The sequence below is a fragment of the Pantoea sp. PA1 genome (assembly GCF_056856975.1).
The window spans coordinates 282,159-298,558 of the sequence record NZ_JBXGEE010000001.1; the positions used below are offsets into that span (position 1 = coordinate 282,159).

19 protein-coding genes are annotated in these 16,400 nt (G+C 56.1%); 6 read left to right on the plus strand and 13 right to left on the minus strand.

Annotated elements, in window-relative coordinates; translation table 11 throughout:
• The first annotated feature begins 106 nt into the window (after positions 1-106).
• On the plus strand, positions 107-1,423 hold the full coding sequence (gene gntT, locus AC1V0D_RS01545) for a gluconate transporter (protein WP_009091528.1): 1,317 nt from the start codon (positions 107-109) through the stop codon (positions 1,421-1,423).
• Between the two features lie 117 nt (positions 1,424-1,540).
• Here gntT and AC1V0D_RS01550 read toward each other — a convergent pair whose 3' ends face one another.
• On the minus strand, positions 1,541-1,786 hold the full coding sequence (locus tag AC1V0D_RS01550) for a hypothetical protein (protein ID WP_009091526.1): 246 nt from the start codon (positions 1,784-1,786) through the stop codon (positions 1,541-1,543).
• Between the two features lie 261 nt (positions 1,787-2,047).
• Here AC1V0D_RS01550 and AC1V0D_RS01555 point away from each other — a divergent pair, with 261 nt between their 5' ends.
• The 5 genes from AC1V0D_RS01555 to tatE all read left to right on the plus strand — a co-directional run bounded on the left by AC1V0D_RS01555 (position 2,048) and on the right by tatE (position 5,398).
• On the plus strand, positions 2,048-2,131 hold the full coding sequence (locus AC1V0D_RS01555; RefSeq protein WP_019105993.1) for a small membrane protein YohP: 84 nt from the start codon (positions 2,048-2,050) through the stop codon (positions 2,129-2,131).
• Positions 2,132-3,089: 958 nt separating this feature from the next.
• Complete coding sequence (cspE, locus tag AC1V0D_RS01560) at positions 3,090-3,299, plus strand: transcription antiterminator/RNA stability regulator CspE (RefSeq protein WP_006118399.1); 210 nt, start codon at positions 3,090-3,092, stop codon at positions 3,297-3,299.
• 228 nt (positions 3,300-3,527) lie between these two features.
• Entirely contained in the window at positions 3,528-3,956 is a 429-nt protein-coding gene (locus AC1V0D_RS01565) for a GNAT family N-acetyltransferase (RefSeq protein WP_009091522.1), read from the plus strand.
• Between the two features lie 307 nt (positions 3,957-4,263).
• A complete protein-coding gene (locus AC1V0D_RS01570) occupies positions 4,264-5,058 on the plus strand; it encodes a deaminated glutathione amidase (RefSeq protein ID WP_046102024.1) in 795 nt (264 codons plus the stop codon).
• 136 nt (positions 5,059-5,194) lie between these two features.
• Positions 5,195-5,398, plus strand: a complete 204-nt coding sequence (tatE, locus tag AC1V0D_RS01575) for a twin-arginine translocase subunit TatE (protein WP_009091518.1) — start codon at positions 5,195-5,197, stop codon at positions 5,396-5,398.
• Positions 5,399-5,504: 106 nt separating this feature from the next.
• Here tatE and lipA read toward each other — a convergent pair whose 3' ends face one another.
• The 12 genes from lipA to lptE all read right to left on the minus strand — a co-directional run bounded on the left by lipA (position 5,505) and on the right by lptE (position 16,392).
• Complete coding sequence (gene lipA, locus AC1V0D_RS01580) at positions 5,505-6,470, minus strand: lipoyl synthase (protein WP_009091517.1); 966 nt, start codon at positions 6,468-6,470, stop codon at positions 5,505-5,507.
• A gap of 169 nt (positions 6,471-6,639) precedes the next feature.
• Entirely contained in the window at positions 6,640-7,299 is a 660-nt protein-coding gene (gene lipB, locus AC1V0D_RS01585; protein ID WP_046101407.1) for a lipoyl(octanoyl) transferase LipB, read from the minus strand.
• A gap of 77 nt (positions 7,300-7,376) precedes the next feature.
• Positions 7,377-7,640 (minus strand): DUF493 family protein YbeD, encoded by a 264-nt coding sequence (gene ybeD, locus AC1V0D_RS01590; RefSeq protein WP_009091513.1) that lies wholly within the window; start codon positions 7,638-7,640, stop codon positions 7,377-7,379.
• 100 nt (positions 7,641-7,740) lie between these two features.
• Entirely contained in the window at positions 7,741-8,952 is a 1,212-nt protein-coding gene (dacA, locus tag AC1V0D_RS01595) for a D-alanyl-D-alanine carboxypeptidase DacA (protein ID WP_482906895.1), read from the minus strand.
• Positions 8,953-9,084: 132 nt separating this feature from the next.
• Positions 9,085-10,173, minus strand: a complete 1,089-nt coding sequence (gene rlpA, locus AC1V0D_RS01600) for an endolytic peptidoglycan transglycosylase RlpA (protein ID WP_046101408.1) — start codon at positions 10,171-10,173, stop codon at positions 9,085-9,087.
• Positions 10,174-10,183: 10 nt separating this feature from the next.
• Positions 10,184-11,296 (minus strand): peptidoglycan glycosyltransferase MrdB, encoded by a 1,113-nt coding sequence (mrdB, locus tag AC1V0D_RS01605; protein ID WP_033736585.1) that lies wholly within the window; start codon positions 11,294-11,296, stop codon positions 10,184-10,186.
• A gap of 8 nt (positions 11,297-11,304) precedes the next feature.
• Complete coding sequence (gene mrdA, locus AC1V0D_RS01610) at positions 11,305-13,209, minus strand: peptidoglycan DD-transpeptidase MrdA (RefSeq protein WP_009091503.1); 1,905 nt, start codon at positions 13,207-13,209, stop codon at positions 11,305-11,307.
• Positions 13,210-13,243: 34 nt separating this feature from the next.
• Positions 13,244-13,714: a 23S rRNA (pseudouridine(1915)-N(3))-methyltransferase RlmH gene (rlmH, locus tag AC1V0D_RS01615; RefSeq protein ID WP_009091501.1), complete on the minus strand. Its 471-nt coding sequence runs from the start codon at positions 13,712-13,714 to the stop codon at positions 13,244-13,246.
• A 3-nt stretch (positions 13,715-13,717) separates the two neighbouring features.
• Positions 13,718-14,035 (minus strand): ribosome silencing factor, encoded by a 318-nt coding sequence (gene rsfS, locus AC1V0D_RS01620; protein ID WP_312830330.1) that lies wholly within the window; start codon positions 14,033-14,035, stop codon positions 13,718-13,720.
• A 92-nt stretch (positions 14,036-14,127) separates the two neighbouring features.
• Positions 14,128-14,772 carry a nicotinate-nucleotide adenylyltransferase gene (gene nadD, locus AC1V0D_RS01625; RefSeq protein WP_140028217.1) on the minus strand — a complete coding sequence of 215 codons (645 nt, stop codon included), beginning with the start codon at positions 14,770-14,772 and terminating at the stop codon, positions 14,128-14,130.
• Positions 14,765-15,796, minus strand: a complete 1,032-nt coding sequence (holA, locus tag AC1V0D_RS01630) for a DNA polymerase III subunit delta (protein WP_009091495.1) — start codon at positions 15,794-15,796, stop codon at positions 14,765-14,767. The genes nadD and holA overlap by 8 nt, the downstream gene beginning before the upstream one ends.
• Entirely contained in the window at positions 15,793-16,392 is a 600-nt protein-coding gene (lptE, locus tag AC1V0D_RS01635; RefSeq protein ID WP_009091493.1) for an LPS assembly lipoprotein LptE, read from the minus strand. Before lptE ends, holA begins: the two co-directional genes overlap by 4 nt.
• Positions 16,393-16,400: the final 8 nt, after the last annotated feature.

Genomic DNA, 16,400 nt, shown 5'->3' on the forward strand with positions numbered 1-16,400 from the left:
GTCCGGATGTATAAAATTCTTACAGGCGCACTGTTTTGCAGCCCTCAGGGGACCATGATAACAACCGACACTGGATTCCATTCAGTGCGCAAGGTGGAGAAAACCTATGCCATTACTCTATGTGGCGATCGGCGTCGCGTTACTGCTGCTGCTGATGATTCGCTTTAAGCTTAATGGATTTATCGCGCTGATCCTGGTGGCGCTGGCTGTCGGCGTGATGCAGGGCATGCCGGTTAATAAAGTGATTACGTCTATCAAAGCGGGTGTCGGCGGCACGCTCGGCAGCCTGGCGCTGATCATGGGCTTTGGTGCCATGCTGGGTAAGCTGCTGGCCGACTGCGGCGGTGCGCAGCGTATCGCGACCACGCTGATCGAAAAATTTGGCACAAAGCACATTCAGTGGGCGCTGGTGCTGACCGGTTTTATCGTCGGATTTGCACTGTTCTATGAAGTTGGCTTTGTACTGATGCTGCCGCTGGTGTTCAGCGTGGCGGCGTCGGCGCGCGTGCCGCTGCTCTATGTCGGCGTGCCGATGGCGGCTGCACTGTCCGTTACGCATGGCTTTCTGCCACCGCATCCCGGCCCGACCGCCATCGCCACGCTGTTCAATGCTGACATGGGCAAAACGCTGCTGTTCGGCACCCTGCTGGGTATTCCTACGGTGATTCTGGCGGGTCCGGTTTACGCCCGCTTCCTGAAGGGCATCGACAAACCGATTCCGCAGGGACTCTATAACCCGAAAACGTTCACCGAAGCAGAAATGCCCAGCTTTGGGGTCAGCGTCTGGACGGCCCTGGTGCCGGTGGTGCTGATGGCCCTGCGTGCGGTGGCAGAGATGCTGTTGCCAAAAGGGCATGTGCTGCTGCCCTATGCCGAGTTCTTTGGCGACCCGGTCATGGCCACCCTGATTGCCGTACTGATTGCCATCTTCACGTTTGGCCTCAACCGCGGCCGCTCAATGGAACAGGTAATGGATACCCTGACCGACTCGATCAAAATCATCGCTATGATGTTGCTGATCATCGGTGGCGGCGGGGCCTTTAAGCAGGTACTGGTCGACAGCGGCGTGGATAAATATATCGCCAGCATGATGCACTCGACTCAGCTGTCACCCATCTTTATGGCCTGGTCTATTGCGGCGGTGCTGCGTATCGCGCTGGGTTCGGCAACGGTGGCGGCGATTACCGCAGGTGGCATTGTGGCCCCGCTGATTGTCACCAGTGGTGCTAGCCCGGAACTGATGGTGATCGCCGTAGGGTCCGGCAGCGTCATCTTCTCTCACGTTAACGACCCTGGCTTCTGGCTGTTCAAGGAGTATTTCAACCTGACGATAGGTGAGACCATTCGCTCCTGGTCGGCGCTGGAAACCATTATCTCCGTGTGCGGCCTGGTGGGCTGTCTGCTGCTCTCCTGGGTAATCTGATCCCCTGCCGCTGGCACCGCCTGCCAGCGGCCCTCTGCTGGCTCTCTGAAGATTATGGTGCTCATAAAGAGGGCCGCGCTATGCGGCCCATGGGTGATAACAGTTAACGCTGCCCGCTTAATGAGGCGCTTCAAAACCGGCTTTCACCATCTGTTCCCGAAGCGCACGCGCAATTTCGCGGTTGCCGCCAGTGACGGGATAGATGACATTATTCACCACATCATCAAGGTAGTGCTCTTCAAACTCCTGCATCGTGAGCTGAGTGCCACCCTCATCGTTGATGGCGAAAGAACCTTTGATGTGGTTACCGCTGTTTTTAGCCTTGAGGCTGTAGCGGCCCATACTGGTATTAATCGTGCTCATACGATCTCCTCACAACTCATGTCAATCTCCTCACTATTGAGATTGAGATCTGCCTTGCCGCCTGAATTTTAGCCAGGAGTCGTCTGTAAAACGAAGAAAGAGGGCGGGTAAAAGACGGGGTTGCGATCGCACTCTCAGAATGCAAATAAAAGCAAAAGTTGATGAACCTGTAACCGGTTAACGACTTAGTGAAGCGGCAGAGCCTGGTTTTCTGACTATACTGCTTACAGGAAACCTGTTTAACCAGCGAGGGAAAAGGAAATGAAAATTATTCTGTGGATTATCGCGATCATTTTTATCGTGGGCTTACTGACCCTGACAGGGGTGTTCAAACTGATTTTCTGATTTCTGTTAAAGATTCTGCGACAGCGGGCACCTAATCAGGTGCCCGAAACGTTTTCTGGCTGGCCAACAGACACTGTGTAATCGGGTCCATTGGCGTATTCGGCAGTAGATCCCGCGAGCCCAGCTGTTTTCGACAGCATGCGCAACAGGCACCATGAAAGGTGCGCTGGCCCTCTTTGTAATCAGCAAAAACGAACCGGGCGCTTCCACACTGACTACAACGTATTTTCATCACCATCCTGCGTATGACCTCCTTTGGACTGACACTGTGCTGCTCGCGTTCCCTGACCGGTTAAGCAGACTTAATCTATTGCTATGCAATATTATTCCGCACTGCGATGAGAAAAGTAGTGTCTTATGAGCATGAATGTTTGCTGCCAAATGCGAATCCGGCCTGTAAAAACCACTTCATTGATCATGATCAAAGATTGTCATCTATTGGCTAAAACGCCCGCAGATGGCCTGTCCTGGCGCGGATAAACGGCACGGCAGGCTCAATTTTGTCGGAAAGAAAGGCAAACTGGCGGTGAACTAATCGCAATTTTTTTGCATTAAGTGATTTTTTATCGTGTCATGGCTTTCAGCCGCCTGAAAATTGCACCAGCGTCAGACGCCTGGCTGACCCGGCAGAGAAAAAAAAGGGCGTTTTTACGCGCCATATCGTCAGAGAGAACAGGAACGGGTCTCAATAAGATTTTTCTTTTTCAGCCACAGCGCCTGTTAAGTTGAAATTCAAAAAAGGCATGACTTTCCAGCGTGTTAGCGCGAAGAAGAGGAAAGGCGTTCGCTAGCTGCTGAAACCGATTTCGCAAGTCGGAAAGCAGGAAAGTGTGATGGATGCACAGAAAGTCGATATTTATCACTTTTTCATCAAATCGTGCTGGACAAATCCCTCCGCAATTGCTGTACTAGATGCCGACACAGTTTAGTGTCCATTTTTCATGTAAAGGTAATATAGATGTCTAAGATCAAAGGTAACGTTAAGTGGTTTAATGAATCTAAAGGATTCGGTTTCATTACTCCTGAAGATGGCAGCAAAGATGTATTCGTACACTTCTCTGCAATCCAGAGCAACGGCTTCAAAACTCTGGCTGAAGGTCAGCGCGTTGAGTTTGAAATCACCGACGGTGCTAAAGGCCCATCTGCTGCTAACGTTATCAGCCTGTAAGTTAACAGTCAGAATTCTAAAAACCCGCCTGATGGCGGGTTTTTTTATGCCTGTCATCTGCGCGTCATCTTCTCCTGTCTATCCTGCGCTGCTGGCTCGTCTGCCGCACAAACTGCGCGACGCTTCACAATAAATCCTCGTAACATATTTATAACAAGCTGAAGTGCCGCTTTTTTGCGGGCAACGCGTTATAACAGAGTGACAGATCCCGGTGGGTGAGGAGGCAGGATGAATATACGGCAGGCAGAGTTAAAAGACAGTTTTGCGCTGAGTGCGTTGCTCAGCGAATTAGGCTATGGCGGCACCGAAGGTTTTATTGAGCAGCGTCTGGCGCAGTTATGCAGCGATCCCAGTGAAGCACTCTTAGTGGCGGAACAGGATAACCAGGTGCTGGGGTTCCTTTCCCTGCATTTCATTCCACAGCTGGCGCTGGCCGGTGACTTTGCCCGCATCAGCTATTTCTGCATTGCCGAAGGCGAGCGCAGCAAAGGGATGGGGCAGCAGCTGCTTCAGCATGCTGAGGCGCTGGCGGCGCGTCGTGGCTGCGATCGCATGGAGGTGCATTGCCACCAGTCGCGCCTGAAAGCGAATCTCTTCTACGGACGTGAAGGCTTTGCCGAATCACCCCGTTATCATATTAAATCCCTGGCGAGTTAATTTTCAGCTGGCAGGTGAGCCTCCCGCAGGAGAGCGGCCGGTGGTCAGTGCTTTCTGCTTTCTCTGCGCCAGACAGGCAGCAGAAACGGTTGCCCTGCGCACGTCCTTCAGGAGCCCGCCTGAGCTGACAGGCTCTCTCCGGCAGACTTTCCCGGTGTGTTCAGGTTACGATGCTTCCTCAGCCCGAGCGCAGTGCAGAATGCCGCGGCGTTGATCAATGAGGGCAGTGAACAGGGACAGCCTGAGCGAATCCCTCTGACAGGGGCGCCGGAAGGCTGTTGACGGCGACAGCAGGAGAAGAACAATGATGAGAGTGGCACTGGGGCAGTTTGCCGTTGGTCGTGAATGGCAGGAAAACGCCGCTGTCTGTCTGGATCTGATGCAGCGGGCGGCGGAAGGGGGAGCCGATCTGCTGGTCCTGCCGGAAGGCGTGCTGGCGCGGGACATTACCGATCCCGATATCGTGCTGAAAGCGGCGCAGCCGCTGGATGGCCCTTTCCTGAGCCAGCTGCTGGCAGCCAGCAAAGAGCGTGCCCTGACGACGATCCTCTGTCTGCATGTTCCCGACGGCGCGCAGAAAGCGCTTAACGTGCTGGTTGCCTTCCGACAGGGTGAGATCATCGCCGTCTATGAAAAACTGCATCTCTATGATGCTTTCACGATGCAGGAGTCGCAGCGGGTCAATCCCGGCCAGGTCATTCCTCCGCTGATTGAGGTGGCCGGTATGAAGGTGGGCTTAATGACCTGCTATGACGTGCGGTTTCCGGAGATGGCACGGCGGCTGGCGCTGGACGGTGCCGACGTCCTGGTGCTGCCTGCCGCCTGGGTGAAAGGCCCGCTAAAAGAGATGCACTGGGAACTGCTGACCCGCGCCCGAGCGCTGGAGAACACCTGCTATATGGTGGCGGCGGGCGAGTGTGGTCCGCGCAATATCGGCAACAGTCTGGTGGTGGACCCGATGGGGGTCGCGGTAGCAAACGCGGCGGAAGCGCCCGCACTGCTGTTTGCCGACCTCGATCCCGAACGTCTTGTCTATGCCCGTCAGGTACTGCCGGTGCTGGAGAACCGGCGTTTTGCCCGGCCTGAACTCGACGGAGAGTGAAACATACAGAGCCTGAGCCGGATACGCTGACGGCAGGGGTGTCAGATCTTACTCTGTTACAGATTCTGCTTGTGGTGACAGGCAATCTGCGCGTAAATAACAGTCACCGTTATTCGATAAAGTTGAAAGGTTAAATATGGAAGGTATCAGTATTGCCAAGCTGCTGATTATCGGTGCGCTTATCGTACTGCTTTTTGGTACCAACAAGTTGCGCTCGCTGGGTGGCGATCTGGGCTCCGCAATCAAGGGCTTCAAGAAAGCCATGAAAGATGAAGATACCAGTGCAACCCGAAATACGGCTGAAGACGTGCCTGCAGAACGCGTCGTTCATAAAGATTAATCGGTTATTTGCAGCAAATAACTGTTACTTTTTATTTCAGGCACACATAAAAAAACCAGACTGTCAGCAGTCTGGTTTTTGTTTTTATGCAGCAGCAAAACGGGAATTACTTCACTTCCATCCCTTTCGCCTGCATATCGGCATGATAGGAAGAGCGGACAAACGGACCACATGCCGCATGCGTGAAGCCCATTGCCATCGCTTCTTCTTTCATCTCATCAAATTCGGCCGGGCTGACGTAACGCTGAACCGGCAGATGGTGACGGCTCGGCTGCAGATACTGACCCAGCGTCAGCATGGTGACGCCGTGGCGACGCAGATCGCGCATCACTTCAATGATTTCGGCATTCGTTTCGCCCAGACCCACCATCAGACCTGATTTGGTCGGGACATCCGGGTGCGCTTCTTTGAAACGCTCCAGCAGCTTCAGCGACCACTCGTAGTTAGCGCCGGGACGAACCTGACGATAGACGCGCGGTACGTTTTCCAGGTTGTGGTTGAACACATCCGGTGGCGTCGCGGTGAGGATCTCCAGCGCGCGATCCATACGGCCGCGGAAGTCCGGCACCAGCGTCTCAATTTTGATCGTCGGATTTTTTTCGCGAATCGCGCTGATGCAGTCGGCAAAATGCTGAGCGCCACCGTCACGCAAATCGTCACGGTCAACCGAGGTGATCACGACGTAACGCAGTCCCATGTCGGCGATGGTCTGCGCCAGCTTTGCGGGCTCACCGGCATCAGGCGCGTTGGGACGCCCATGGGCCACATCGCAGAACGGACAGCGGCGGGTACAGATTGCGCCTAGGATCATAAAGGTGGCGGTGCCGTGGTTAAAGCATTCGGCGAGGTTAGGGCAGGAGGCCTCTTCACAGACCGAGTGCAGCCCGTTTTTACGCATCGCCGCTTTGATGCCCTGAATACGACTGGAGTCAGCTGGCAGCTTGATTTTCATCCATTCCGGCTTACGCAACATCTCCTGCCGTTCAACAGCCACGGTTTTCACCGGGATCAGCGCCATTTTGTCTGCGTCACGATATTTGACGCCGCGTTCCATCTGAATTGGTTTACTCATAAATCAGCAGGTTCCGGTCGGATTGCGATTTGAAAGCGTTCCCATTCAAACCGGGAAGGGTGCTTTCAACTTTATTTGAAAAAAGTGCAAAAATTATATCATCTCAGGGCCCGGGAAGCAGCCACCGTCAGCGCGGAAAAGTTACATATTTGTAAATTCGCATTCAGCGCTAAGGCTGAACCGGCAGATCATCCGTGGTCCACTCAACATGGTCGTAACCGGCCAGCCGCGCAAACGCGCTGACCAGCGGTGAACGAACCTGTTCTGTCGTAACGCCCGGCCGGAAATGACTTAACTGGGTCATGCTCATGCCGGCGTAGCCGCAGGGGTTAATCCGCAGAAAGGGGGAGAGATCCATCGCTACATTCAGCGCCAGACCGTGAAACGAGCAGCCTTTGCGGATGCGTAATCCCAGTGAGCAGATCTTTTCTTCACCCACGTAGACGCCAGGGGCATCGGCACGCGCGCGGGCGCTGACGCCAGATTCCGCCAGGGTGGCAATCACCGTCTCTTCCAGAATCGTAACCAGCTGGCGGACGCCAAGCTTACGGCGTTTGACATCGATCAGGACATACATCACCTGCTGTCCCGGACCGTGATAGGTCACCTGGCCACCGCGGTCGCTCTGCACCACCGGAATCTCTCCCGGCATCAGCAGATGTTCTGCTTTTCCTGCCTGGCCCTGGGTAAAGACCGGCGGATGTTCGACCAGCCAGATTTCGTCGCGACTCTGTTCATCGCGCTGGTCGGTGTAGTGGTGCATGGCATCGGAGACAGATTGCCAGTCGCGCAGACCGGACTGACGGACGAGAAGGGTTTCAACTGACAAAACGAGAATCCGCTAAAGAAGAATCGCTGGATAATGTCGGCAAACCGTCAGGCACAGGCGCCTTGCCGACCCGTAAATTACAGCACCATCCGGACAATTTCGATCTTGCCCAGCTCTTCGTACAGGCGCTCGACCTGTTCGATGTGGGTTGCGTTGATGGTGATGTTAACCGAGTGATAGTTGCCTTTGCTGCTCGGCTTAACTTCAGGACTGTAGTCGCCGGGCGCATGACGTTGCACCACTTCAACCACTTGATCAACCAGCTCCGGTTGCGCCAGACCCATTACTTTGTAGGTAAACGGGGTAGGAAATTCGAGCAGCTCATTCAGTTTGGTTTTCATATTGACTCCGGTGCATAAAAAACAGGCTCCCGCCTGAGCGGGAGCATCATAATATCGTGTAATGGGGGCGGAAGGGTGATTTTTCAATCACCCGTCACGCTTAACCGAACCAGTGATGGAACATCAGCTTGATGTAATCAACGATACGGCCAAAGAAACCGCCTTCGGAAATTTCATTCAGTACCACCAGCGGACGCTGTTCGATGGTTTTGCCATCCAGCTGGAAGTTGATGCTGCCGACGACCTGGTTTTTCTTCAGCGGGGCATGCAGTTCTGTGTTGTTCAGCACATAGCTTGCCTTCAGATCTTTCATGCGGCCACGTGGAATGGTCAGGTAGGCATCTTTTTCCACACCCAGCTGCACGCGGTCATTATCGCCGAACCAGACCGGCTCAGAGGCGAACTCTTTACCTGCTTTCAGCGGTGCGACGGTTTCAAAGAAACGGAAGCCCCAGGTCAGCAGTTTCTTGCTCTCCGTTTCACGGCCTTTAAAGGTGTGTCCGCCCATGACGGCAGAAATCAGGCGCATCTGGCCTTCTGTCGCTGATGCCACCAGGTTAAAACCTGCCGAGTTAGTGTGACCGGTTTTGATCCCATCCACATTCAGGTTGGTATCCCACAGCAGACCGTTACGGTTCATCTGACGGATATTGTTGAAGGTGAACTCTTTCTCTTTATAGATGGCGTACTCTTCCGGCACATCGCGGATCAGCGCCTGACCGATCAGCGCCATGTCGCGCGCGGAGCTGTACTGACCCTCAGCGTCCAGACCATGCACCGTGCCGAAGTGGGTATTCTGCAGGCCAAGCGCTTTGACGTAGTTGTTCATCAGATTAACGAACGCGTCCTGGCTGCCGGCAACATAGTCAGCCATCGCTACACAGGCGTCGTTACCGGACTGCAGCACAATCCCACGGGGCAGCTGAGAAACCGGTACGCGGTCGCCTGGCTTCAGGAACATCAGCGAGGAGCCTTTAAACACCGGGTTACCGGTGGCCCAGGCATCCTGACCGATGGTGACCATATCGTCCTGATGAATTTTACCGGCTTTCACGGCCTGACCGATGACGTAGCTGGTCATCATCTTGGTCAGACTGGCAGGATCGCGGCGTGCATCGGCATTTTTCTCCGCCAGCACTTTGCCCGAGTTGTAGTCGATAAGGACATACGCTTCGGCATCAATGTCCGGTACGCCCGGAATCATGGTCTTGAGATTGACGTCATCAGCGATAGCAGCATGGCTGAGGGAGAAAGCGATCAGTGATCCCACTGTCAGGCGTTTCAGCAAACGAGAGGATTTCAGCGTGTTCATGTGTAGGACTACAACATCCGTGAGTTTGAGGTTTAAAAAAGTCACTTATCATACCCAATGCCAGGGGCGCTGGCATGGGGTGAAATGATTGGGTTGTTAGCAGACGTAACGTGCAGCGGTCTGACAAACGGATCAGCGACGCGTATTAGTAATAAATGAAGCGGTCTGGCCTTCACTGCTCAGGCGCTGTTGCAGCGCGGCGGCTTCGGCGCGGGTAGCGTACCCGCCAAGCTGCACGCGATAAACATTGTTGCCTGCGTCTTCGACTTTCCCGGGCACACCATAACGCTGGCTCAGGCTTTTCATCATCTGCTGTGCACGCGCCGGATCGTTCAGCGCGCCGACCTGCACGACATAGCCCGCTGCGGTTCCCCGGCTGGCCGCAGGCGCGGCGCTGGCGGCGGCGGGAGCAGCAACCGCTGCCGGTGCGGCAACGGCGGCAGCGGGCGGTTCACTGCCTTCCAGCACGCCGCTCGCTAAAGGCTGGGGTGCGCCAAGAAAGCCGCTGCTCTGCACCGGTGCACCCATGCTGTCACTGCTCTGCAGCGTGCTGTTACTGATGGCGTCCACATTCTGCGCAGGCGGCTGAGCAGCCGCTGCGCTGCCACCATTCATGACTGCGCCACCACTCAGGTCCGGACGGGCGGGCAGGGCGTAACTCTGTTTCGCTACGACGGTGCCGATGGTGCCGGGACCGGAGAGTGATCCGTCAGGCGCGACCTTGATAAAGTCGACCCGCACCCGCGAATTGTTCGAGATATTCAGGCGGTCACCGGCGGCGCGGGAGAGATCGATAATACGACCCGGCGTATAAGGACCGCGATCGTTCACCCGCACCACAATCTGACGACCGTTGGCGATATTGGTGACGCGCACATAGCTCGGCAGCGGCAGGGTAGGGTGGGCCGCTGTCAGCGCATCGGGATCGTAGGTTTCACCGATGGCGGTGCGGTTGCCCTGCGCTTCTTCACCGTACCAGGTGGCCAGACCGACTTCACTGAAGTTGGAGGGATCTTTAACGATGCGATAATTTTTGCCGTTGACGCTGTAATCCTGGCTGGTGCCCGGATTAACCGGCTCATAACGTGGCTCAACGCCCGGAATCTCTACCACCGGTCCATTGTATGCCGGTTGCGGCGGCGCCGTATTTTGGGGTTCCGGCGTGGTACAGGCCGCCAGAACCAGTGATGCCAGTGCAACGCCAAGCCATTCCTTACGCATCTGCAGCCTCTTAGACACTTTTAGATAACATTTTTCGGTGAGTGTGGATCGACATCACGATGCCAAATCCCGCCATAAGCACGATTAGCGCGGAGCCGCCATAACTGACCAGCGGCAGCGGTACGCCAACCACCGGTAAGATACCACTAACCATGCCAATGTTAACGAAAACATAAACGAATAAAATCAGCATTAAACCGCCCGCCATGACCCGGCCAAAGGTGGTCTGCGCCCGCGCGGCCACCACCAGTCCGCGCATGATTAGCAGCAGATACAGGGTCAGCAGCAGCAGCACGCCCACCAGGCCTAACTCTTCAGCCAGAACCGCAAAGATAAAGTCGGTGTGACGTTCCGGCAAAAACTCCAGCTGAGACTGGGTGCCCTGCAGCCAGCCTTTGCCGCGCAGTCCCCCCGAGCCAATGGCGATTTTTGACTGAATGATGTGATAGCCGGCACCCAGCGGATCCGTTTCCGGGTCGAGCAGCATCATGACGCGATCGCGCTGATAGTCGTGCATCAGGAAAAACCACAGGATCGGGATAAAGGCGGCCACCAGCAGCACCGCCACGCCAATCAGTTTCCAGCTCATCCCTGACAGGAACAGCACAAACAAACCGGAGGCGGCAATCAGGATGGAGGTACCGAGGTCGGGCTGCGCGGCCACCAGCAGGGTAGGCACGAAGATCAGCACCAGCGCAATACCGGTATTTTTCAGCGTCGGCGGGCAGACGTCACGGTTAATAAAGCGCGCGACCATCAGCGGCACCGCGATCTTGGCAATCTCCGAGGGCTGAAAACGGACAAAGCCGAGATCGAGCCAGCGCTGTGCGCCTTTACTGATCTGACCGAAGGCATCTACCGCCACCAGCAGGATCACGCAGACAATATAGAGGTAAGGTGCCCAGCCTTCATAGACACGCGGTGGAACCTGCGCCAGCACAATCATGATCACCAGACCCATCGCGATCTGACCCAGTTTACGCTCCATCATGCCCGGGTCCTGACCACTGGCACTCCAGATCACCACGGCGCTGTAGGTCAGCAGGCCGAGGATGATCAGCATAAACAGCGGATCGATGTGGATGCGCATCCAGATTGATCGTTTCTGCGGACTATCTTGCATCGACATGTTTATTCACCTTCATAACCGGGCGGCACCGGGGCGGCGTCCGGCAGGACTGTATTGTTATCACCTAACATGATGTGATCGAGAATCTGGCGCATGACGGTGCCGACAGCCGGACCGGCGCCACCGTTTTCCAGAATAATGGTCACGGCAACCCGAGGTTTGTCATAGGGAGCAAACGCGGTCATTAACTTATGGTCGCGTAATCGTTCAGCAATTCTGTGGGCGTTATAGGTTTCATTTTCTTTCAGGCCAAAGACCTGTGCCGTACCGGACTTGGCGGCGATTTTGTAGGGCGCATCCGCAAAGCTCTTGTGCGCGGTGCCGTTAGGGCGGTTTGCCACGCCATACATGCCATCTTTGGCGATTTCCCAGTAGCCGGAATGGATATCGCCAATTGGCGCGGCAGGCGGCTGGCGATAGGGCACCAGCGTCCGGCCTTCACGGGTAGCGCGCAGGATATGCGGCACACGGATGATGCCATCGTTAATCAGAATCATCATCGCTTTGTTCATCTGCAGCGGCGTGGCCGTCCAGTAGCCCTGGCCGATGCCCACCGGAATGGTGTCACCCTGATACCACGGCTTTTTGAAGCGTCTCATCTTCCAGTCACGGGTCGGCATATTGCCGGCGCTCTCCTGCGGCAGGTCGATACCGGTCCGGCTGCCGTAGCCAAACTTGTTCATCCATTCAGAGAGGCGGTCAATACCCATGTCATAGGCGACCTGATAGAAGAAGGTATCGGCAGACTCTTCCAGCGCTTTGGTGACGTTGAGACGACCATGGCCCCATTTCTTCCAGTCACGGAAACGCTTTTCGGAACCGGGAAGCTGCCACCAGCCAGGATCGAAAACACTGGTGTTGCGGTTAATCACCCCGGCACTCATGGCGGAGACGGCGACATAGGGTTTGACCGTAGAGGCGGGAGGGTAGGCAGCCTGGATCGCGCGGTTATAGAGCGGGCGGTTTTCATCTTCCAGCAGGCCGCGGTAATCCTTACTGGAAATCCCGTCGACAAATAAGTTGGCGTCGTAGCTGGGGGTGGAAACCATGGCGAGGATTTCGCCGGTGCGCGGATCGCTGACGACCACCGCTGCACGACTGCCCGCCAGCAGGGTTTCAATATATTGCTGCAGCTTGAGATCGATCGTCAGATAGATATCACGGCCCGCCTGAGGCGACTCCTCATGCAGCTGACGAATGACCCGGCCACGGTTGTTGACCTCAACCTCCTCAAAGCCGGTTTTACCGTGCAGGAGATCTTCATAATAGGCTTCGATGCCCAGCTTGCCGATATCGTGGGTCGCAGCGTAATTTGGCCAGATCCCCTCTTTATCGAGGCGGGCCACATCACGATCGTTGATTTTGGAGACGTAACCGACCACATGCGTCAGCGTGGAGCCGTATGGGTAGTAGCGGCGCTGATAGCCTTTCACTTCCACGCCGGGGAAGCGGTACTGATTGACCGCAAAACGGGCGACCTGCACCTCATTCAGCGCGGTTTTCACCGGAATGGAGGTAAAACGACGCGAGCGTTTACGCTCTTTCTGGAAGTTTTCCAGATCTTCATCCGTCAGCTCCAGGATCGGGCGCAGATTCTCCAGCGTCTGTTGCAGGTTATCGACTTTTTCCGGCACCAGTTCAGCCTGATAGATGGTGCGGTTCAGCGCCAGCGGCGTGCCGGTACGATCGTAGATAATGCCGCGGCTGGGCGCGACAGGCACCAGTTTTATGCGGTTCTGGTTGGAGCGGGTACTGTAATCATCAAAGCGAAGGATCTGCAGATGGTAAAGGTTCACCACCAGGATTGAAGAGAGCAGCAAAATACCGACGAAGGCGAAAAACGCCCGACGGACAAAGAGTTTCTGTTCGGCGCTGTAATCGCGAAAGGCGTTGCTTTGTAATTTCATCCGCTACTTGTCATGTCTGCTGTGGGCTGATCGGTCATTCACGATGATAAGGATGATTTGCCGTGATGCTCCAGGCTCGATACAGACTTTCCGCAACCAGCACGCGCACCAGCGGATGGGGCAACGTCAATGCTGACAGGGACCAGCTCTGCTCTGCCGCCGCTTTGCAGGCGGGGGCCAGGCCTTCAGGCCCGCCAATCAGCAGGCTGACATCGCGGCCATCCAGTTTCCAGCGTTCAAGCTGCTGCGCCAGCTGCGGGGTTTCCCACGGATGACCGGGAATATCCAGCGTGACGATGCGATTTCCTTTGCCGACCGCCGCTAACATCGCTTCGCCCTCTTTTTCAAGAATGCGTTTGATATCAGCATTTTTGCCGCGTTTCCCCGCGGTAACTTCAGTCAGCTCAAGTGGCATATCTTTCGGGAAGCGGCGCAGATACTCCATGAAACCGGTCTGCACCCAGTCGGGCATTTTCGTGCCGACGGCAACAAGTTGCAGTTTCACCGATTAGCTCCAGAGTTTTTCCAGCTCATACAGCTGGCGACTCTCTTCCTGCATCACGTGCACGATGACATCACCGAGATCAACCACGATCCAGTCCGCCGCGCTTTTACCTTCAATGCCTAACGGCATCAGGCCAGCTAAACGGGACTCCTGCTCAACGTGCTCTGCGATCGAGGTCACATGACGCGTAGAGGTGCCGGTGCAGATGATCATGAAATCGGTAATGCTGGATTTGCCCTGAACGTCGATGGTCACGATGTCCTGACCTTTGAGATCATCAATCTTATCAATAACGAACTCTTGGAGTGCTTTACCTTGCAAAAGGTTCCCCTCTGAATCTGATGGTATCGGGCCGGCTGCGAGCCCGGAAAGTGCAGCCAGAAAATTAAGCGGCGCAGTATAGCATGCCCGGATCAGTCGCGATATAAGCCTTCGCGGTCGATATAGTCGATCACCGCCGGGGGCAACAGGTCGTCGCAGGGCAGGTTCTGATGGCGGCGGCGGCGGATTTCGGTTGCCGAAATGTTATACAGCGGCGTGTCTGCCAGCCAGATATGGCCCGCAGGCTGCTGGTGCAGCTGCCGGATATCGCCGGCGAGGTGTTCATTGAGCCACTGCTGCATCTCTGGCGCCTCAAAGCGCGTGGCATAGCCTGGCCGCTGGCACACCAGCAGATGACAGAGTGACAGCAGATCCTGCCAGCGATGCCAGCTGGCTAAGCTCAGTAAGGAGTCCTGACCAATGATAAATCCCAGCGGCTGGGCGGCACCGCGTTCGGCGCGCCAGGCCTCCAAAGTCGTCACGGTCCAGGAGGGCGTATCGCGCGCCAGCTCACGGGTATCAATATCAAACAGCGGCAAACCGGCGATGGCACAGCGCAGCATGTCGACCCGCTGGTTCGCACTGGCTTCCGGCTGCGGGCGATGGGGAGGGACATTATTGGGCAGCAGCGTCACGCGCTGCAGACCGGTCTGCTGCGCCAGCGCTTCGACCGGGCGCAGATGGCCGAAATGAATCGGATCGAACGTGCCGCCAAACAGCGCCTGCAACTCAGACATGCGCAAAACTCGTCGGAAAAGCCCGGCTGCTGAGCAGCAGCGTCAGGGTCTGCAACTGAGGCCACACCGGCTGTCCATAATCCTGCTTCAGCGTCACCTCAATCTGACTCAGCAGATGGATCGCGCGTTGCAGACGGGCAGCGTCGAGTCGCTGCAGCGCCTCGGTGAACAGCGCGCGGCGATTCTGCCAGATCCGCTGCTGATCCATCAGCGTGCGCAACGGCTGTTGTGCCTGATGACGTTGCAGATGCAGCAGCGTCAGCATATCGCGCTGCAGCGTACGCAGCAGAATCACCACCTCGCTCTCCTCTTTCTCCAGCTGATGGAGGATATGCAGGGCGCGGCGGCTTTTGCCTGCCAGTAACGCATCCACCCAGTGGAAAGGGGTGAAGTGCGCTGCATCGCTGACCGCCTCTTCCACCCGCGGCAGCGTCAGTTTGCCGTCAGGCCACTGCAGTGAGAGCCGCTCCAGCGCCTGAGCAAGCGCCAGCAGATTGCCTTCGTAGCAGTAACAGAGCAGCTGCACGGCGGCGTCATCCACCGAAAGCTTCAGCGCTCTGGCCCGATTCACCACCCAGCGGGGCAGTTGCGCCTGCTCTGGCGTCTGGCAGGGCACCATGACCGCAGAGGCGGACAGCGCTTTAAACCAGGCGCTGTTTTCCTGCGCGCGGGTCAGTTTTGCCATCCGGCAGACCAGCAGGATATCGGCGTGCAGCAGCTGTGACAGCTTAACCAGCTGCTCAGCCATTGCGGCGTTAGGGCCATTGTCGGGGAATTGCAGCGTGAGGGTCTGACGCTGGGCAAACAGACTCAGTGACTGGCAGCTGACAAACAGGCTTTCCCAGTCGGTCTGCGCATCCAGCGTAAAACTGAAATGTTCCTGGAATCCCTGCGCGGTTGCGGCGGCGCGAATGGCGTCGGCACTCTCCTGCAACAGCAGCGGTTCGTTTCCGGTTAATAAATAACAGGCGCGCAGCCCCTCACGGAGCTGCGCGCTGAGTTGCTCAGGATAAATCCTGATCATTGCAGACTGGTGGCAGAGGAAGTGGGCGCTTCCTTTGAAACCTGGCCCGGTACCGGAATCACGGACGCCGGTAAGGTCTCTTTGTTGTTGATCTGTGCGGCATGCACGGTCAGCAGCTTACGTATCAGCTGTTCGGCCGCACGCTGACGCATCTCCTGCGTAATCAGATCCTGCTCGGCATCTTTTGCCAGCGCCGCGTTCGGGTTATCGAAGAATGAACGATAGACCGTGGTGCTGATAGGATAGATGCCTTTGCCCGGCAACAGGACCTGCGCCGTTAGCGTCATGACCAGCTGATACTCCGCAGAGGTGCCGCTGATAAAGACCGAGGCGGTGTTACGCCCCGACACCTCAGGACCCAGACGCAGCGTCGGAATATCGGTGCGGTTCTGTTTAGTGTCTTCAACAATAGTGACATCGTTGATACGCAGCTGCTGACGCACAGTACGCGCAAGGGGTCCATAAGGATCGCCGGTTGAAACAATCAGGGTTTTCAGTTCGCTGGGCACCTGTGTGGTGCCACGCGGATGAAAACCACAGCCAGCGGTGATGACCACCGCCAGCATGACAAACAGCCTGATAATCGGATGTCGCACAGTTCCTC

Excerpts from the sequence above, each read along its gene's own strand:
- AC1V0D_RS01565 (WP_009091522.1), top strand. The coding sequence starts at position 3,528 with ATGAATATACGGCAGGCAGAGTTAAAAGACAGTTTTGCGCTGAGTGCG.
- nadD (WP_140028217.1), bottom strand. The coding sequence starts at position 14,772 with ATGTCTGAGTTGCAGGCGCTGTTTGGCGGCACGTTCGATCCGATTCAT.
- mrdB (WP_033736585.1), bottom strand. The coding sequence starts at position 11,296 with ATGCAAGATAGTCCGCAGAAACGATCAATCTGGATGCGCATCCACATC.
- cspE (WP_006118399.1), top strand. The coding sequence starts at position 3,090 with ATGTCTAAGATCAAAGGTAACGTTAAGTGGTTTAATGAATCTAAAGGA.
- AC1V0D_RS01555 (WP_019105993.1), top strand. The coding sequence starts at position 2,048 with ATGAAAATTATTCTGTGGATTATCGCGATCATTTTTATCGTGGGCTTA.
- rlpA (WP_046101408.1), bottom strand. The coding sequence starts at position 10,173 with ATGCGTAAGGAATGGCTTGGCGTTGCACTGGCATCACTGGTTCTGGCG.
- dacA (WP_482906895.1), bottom strand. The coding sequence starts at position 8,952 with ATGAACACGCTGAAATCCTCTCGTTTGCTGAAACGCCTGACAGTGGGA.
- AC1V0D_RS01570 (WP_046102024.1), top strand. The coding sequence starts at position 4,264 with ATGAGAGTGGCACTGGGGCAGTTTGCCGTTGGTCGTGAATGGCAGGAA.
- mrdA (WP_009091503.1), bottom strand. The coding sequence starts at position 13,209 with ATGAAATTACAAAGCAACGCCTTTCGCGATTACAGCGCCGAACAGAAA.
- tatE (WP_009091518.1), top strand. The coding sequence starts at position 5,195 with ATGGAAGGTATCAGTATTGCCAAGCTGCTGATTATCGGTGCGCTTATC.
- AC1V0D_RS01550 (WP_009091526.1), bottom strand. The coding sequence starts at position 1,786 with ATGAGCACGATTAATACCAGTATGGGCCGCTACAGCCTCAAGGCTAAA.
- ybeD (WP_009091513.1), bottom strand. The coding sequence starts at position 7,640 with ATGAAAACCAAACTGAATGAGCTGCTCGAATTTCCTACCCCGTTTACC.
- holA (WP_009091495.1), bottom strand. The coding sequence starts at position 15,796 with ATGATCAGGATTTATCCTGAGCAACTCAGCGCGCAGCTCCGTGAGGGG.
- lipA (WP_009091517.1), bottom strand. The coding sequence starts at position 6,470 with ATGAGTAAACCAATTCAGATGGAACGCGGCGTCAAATATCGTGACGCA.
- gntT (WP_009091528.1), top strand. The coding sequence starts at position 107 with ATGCCATTACTCTATGTGGCGATCGGCGTCGCGTTACTGCTGCTGCTG.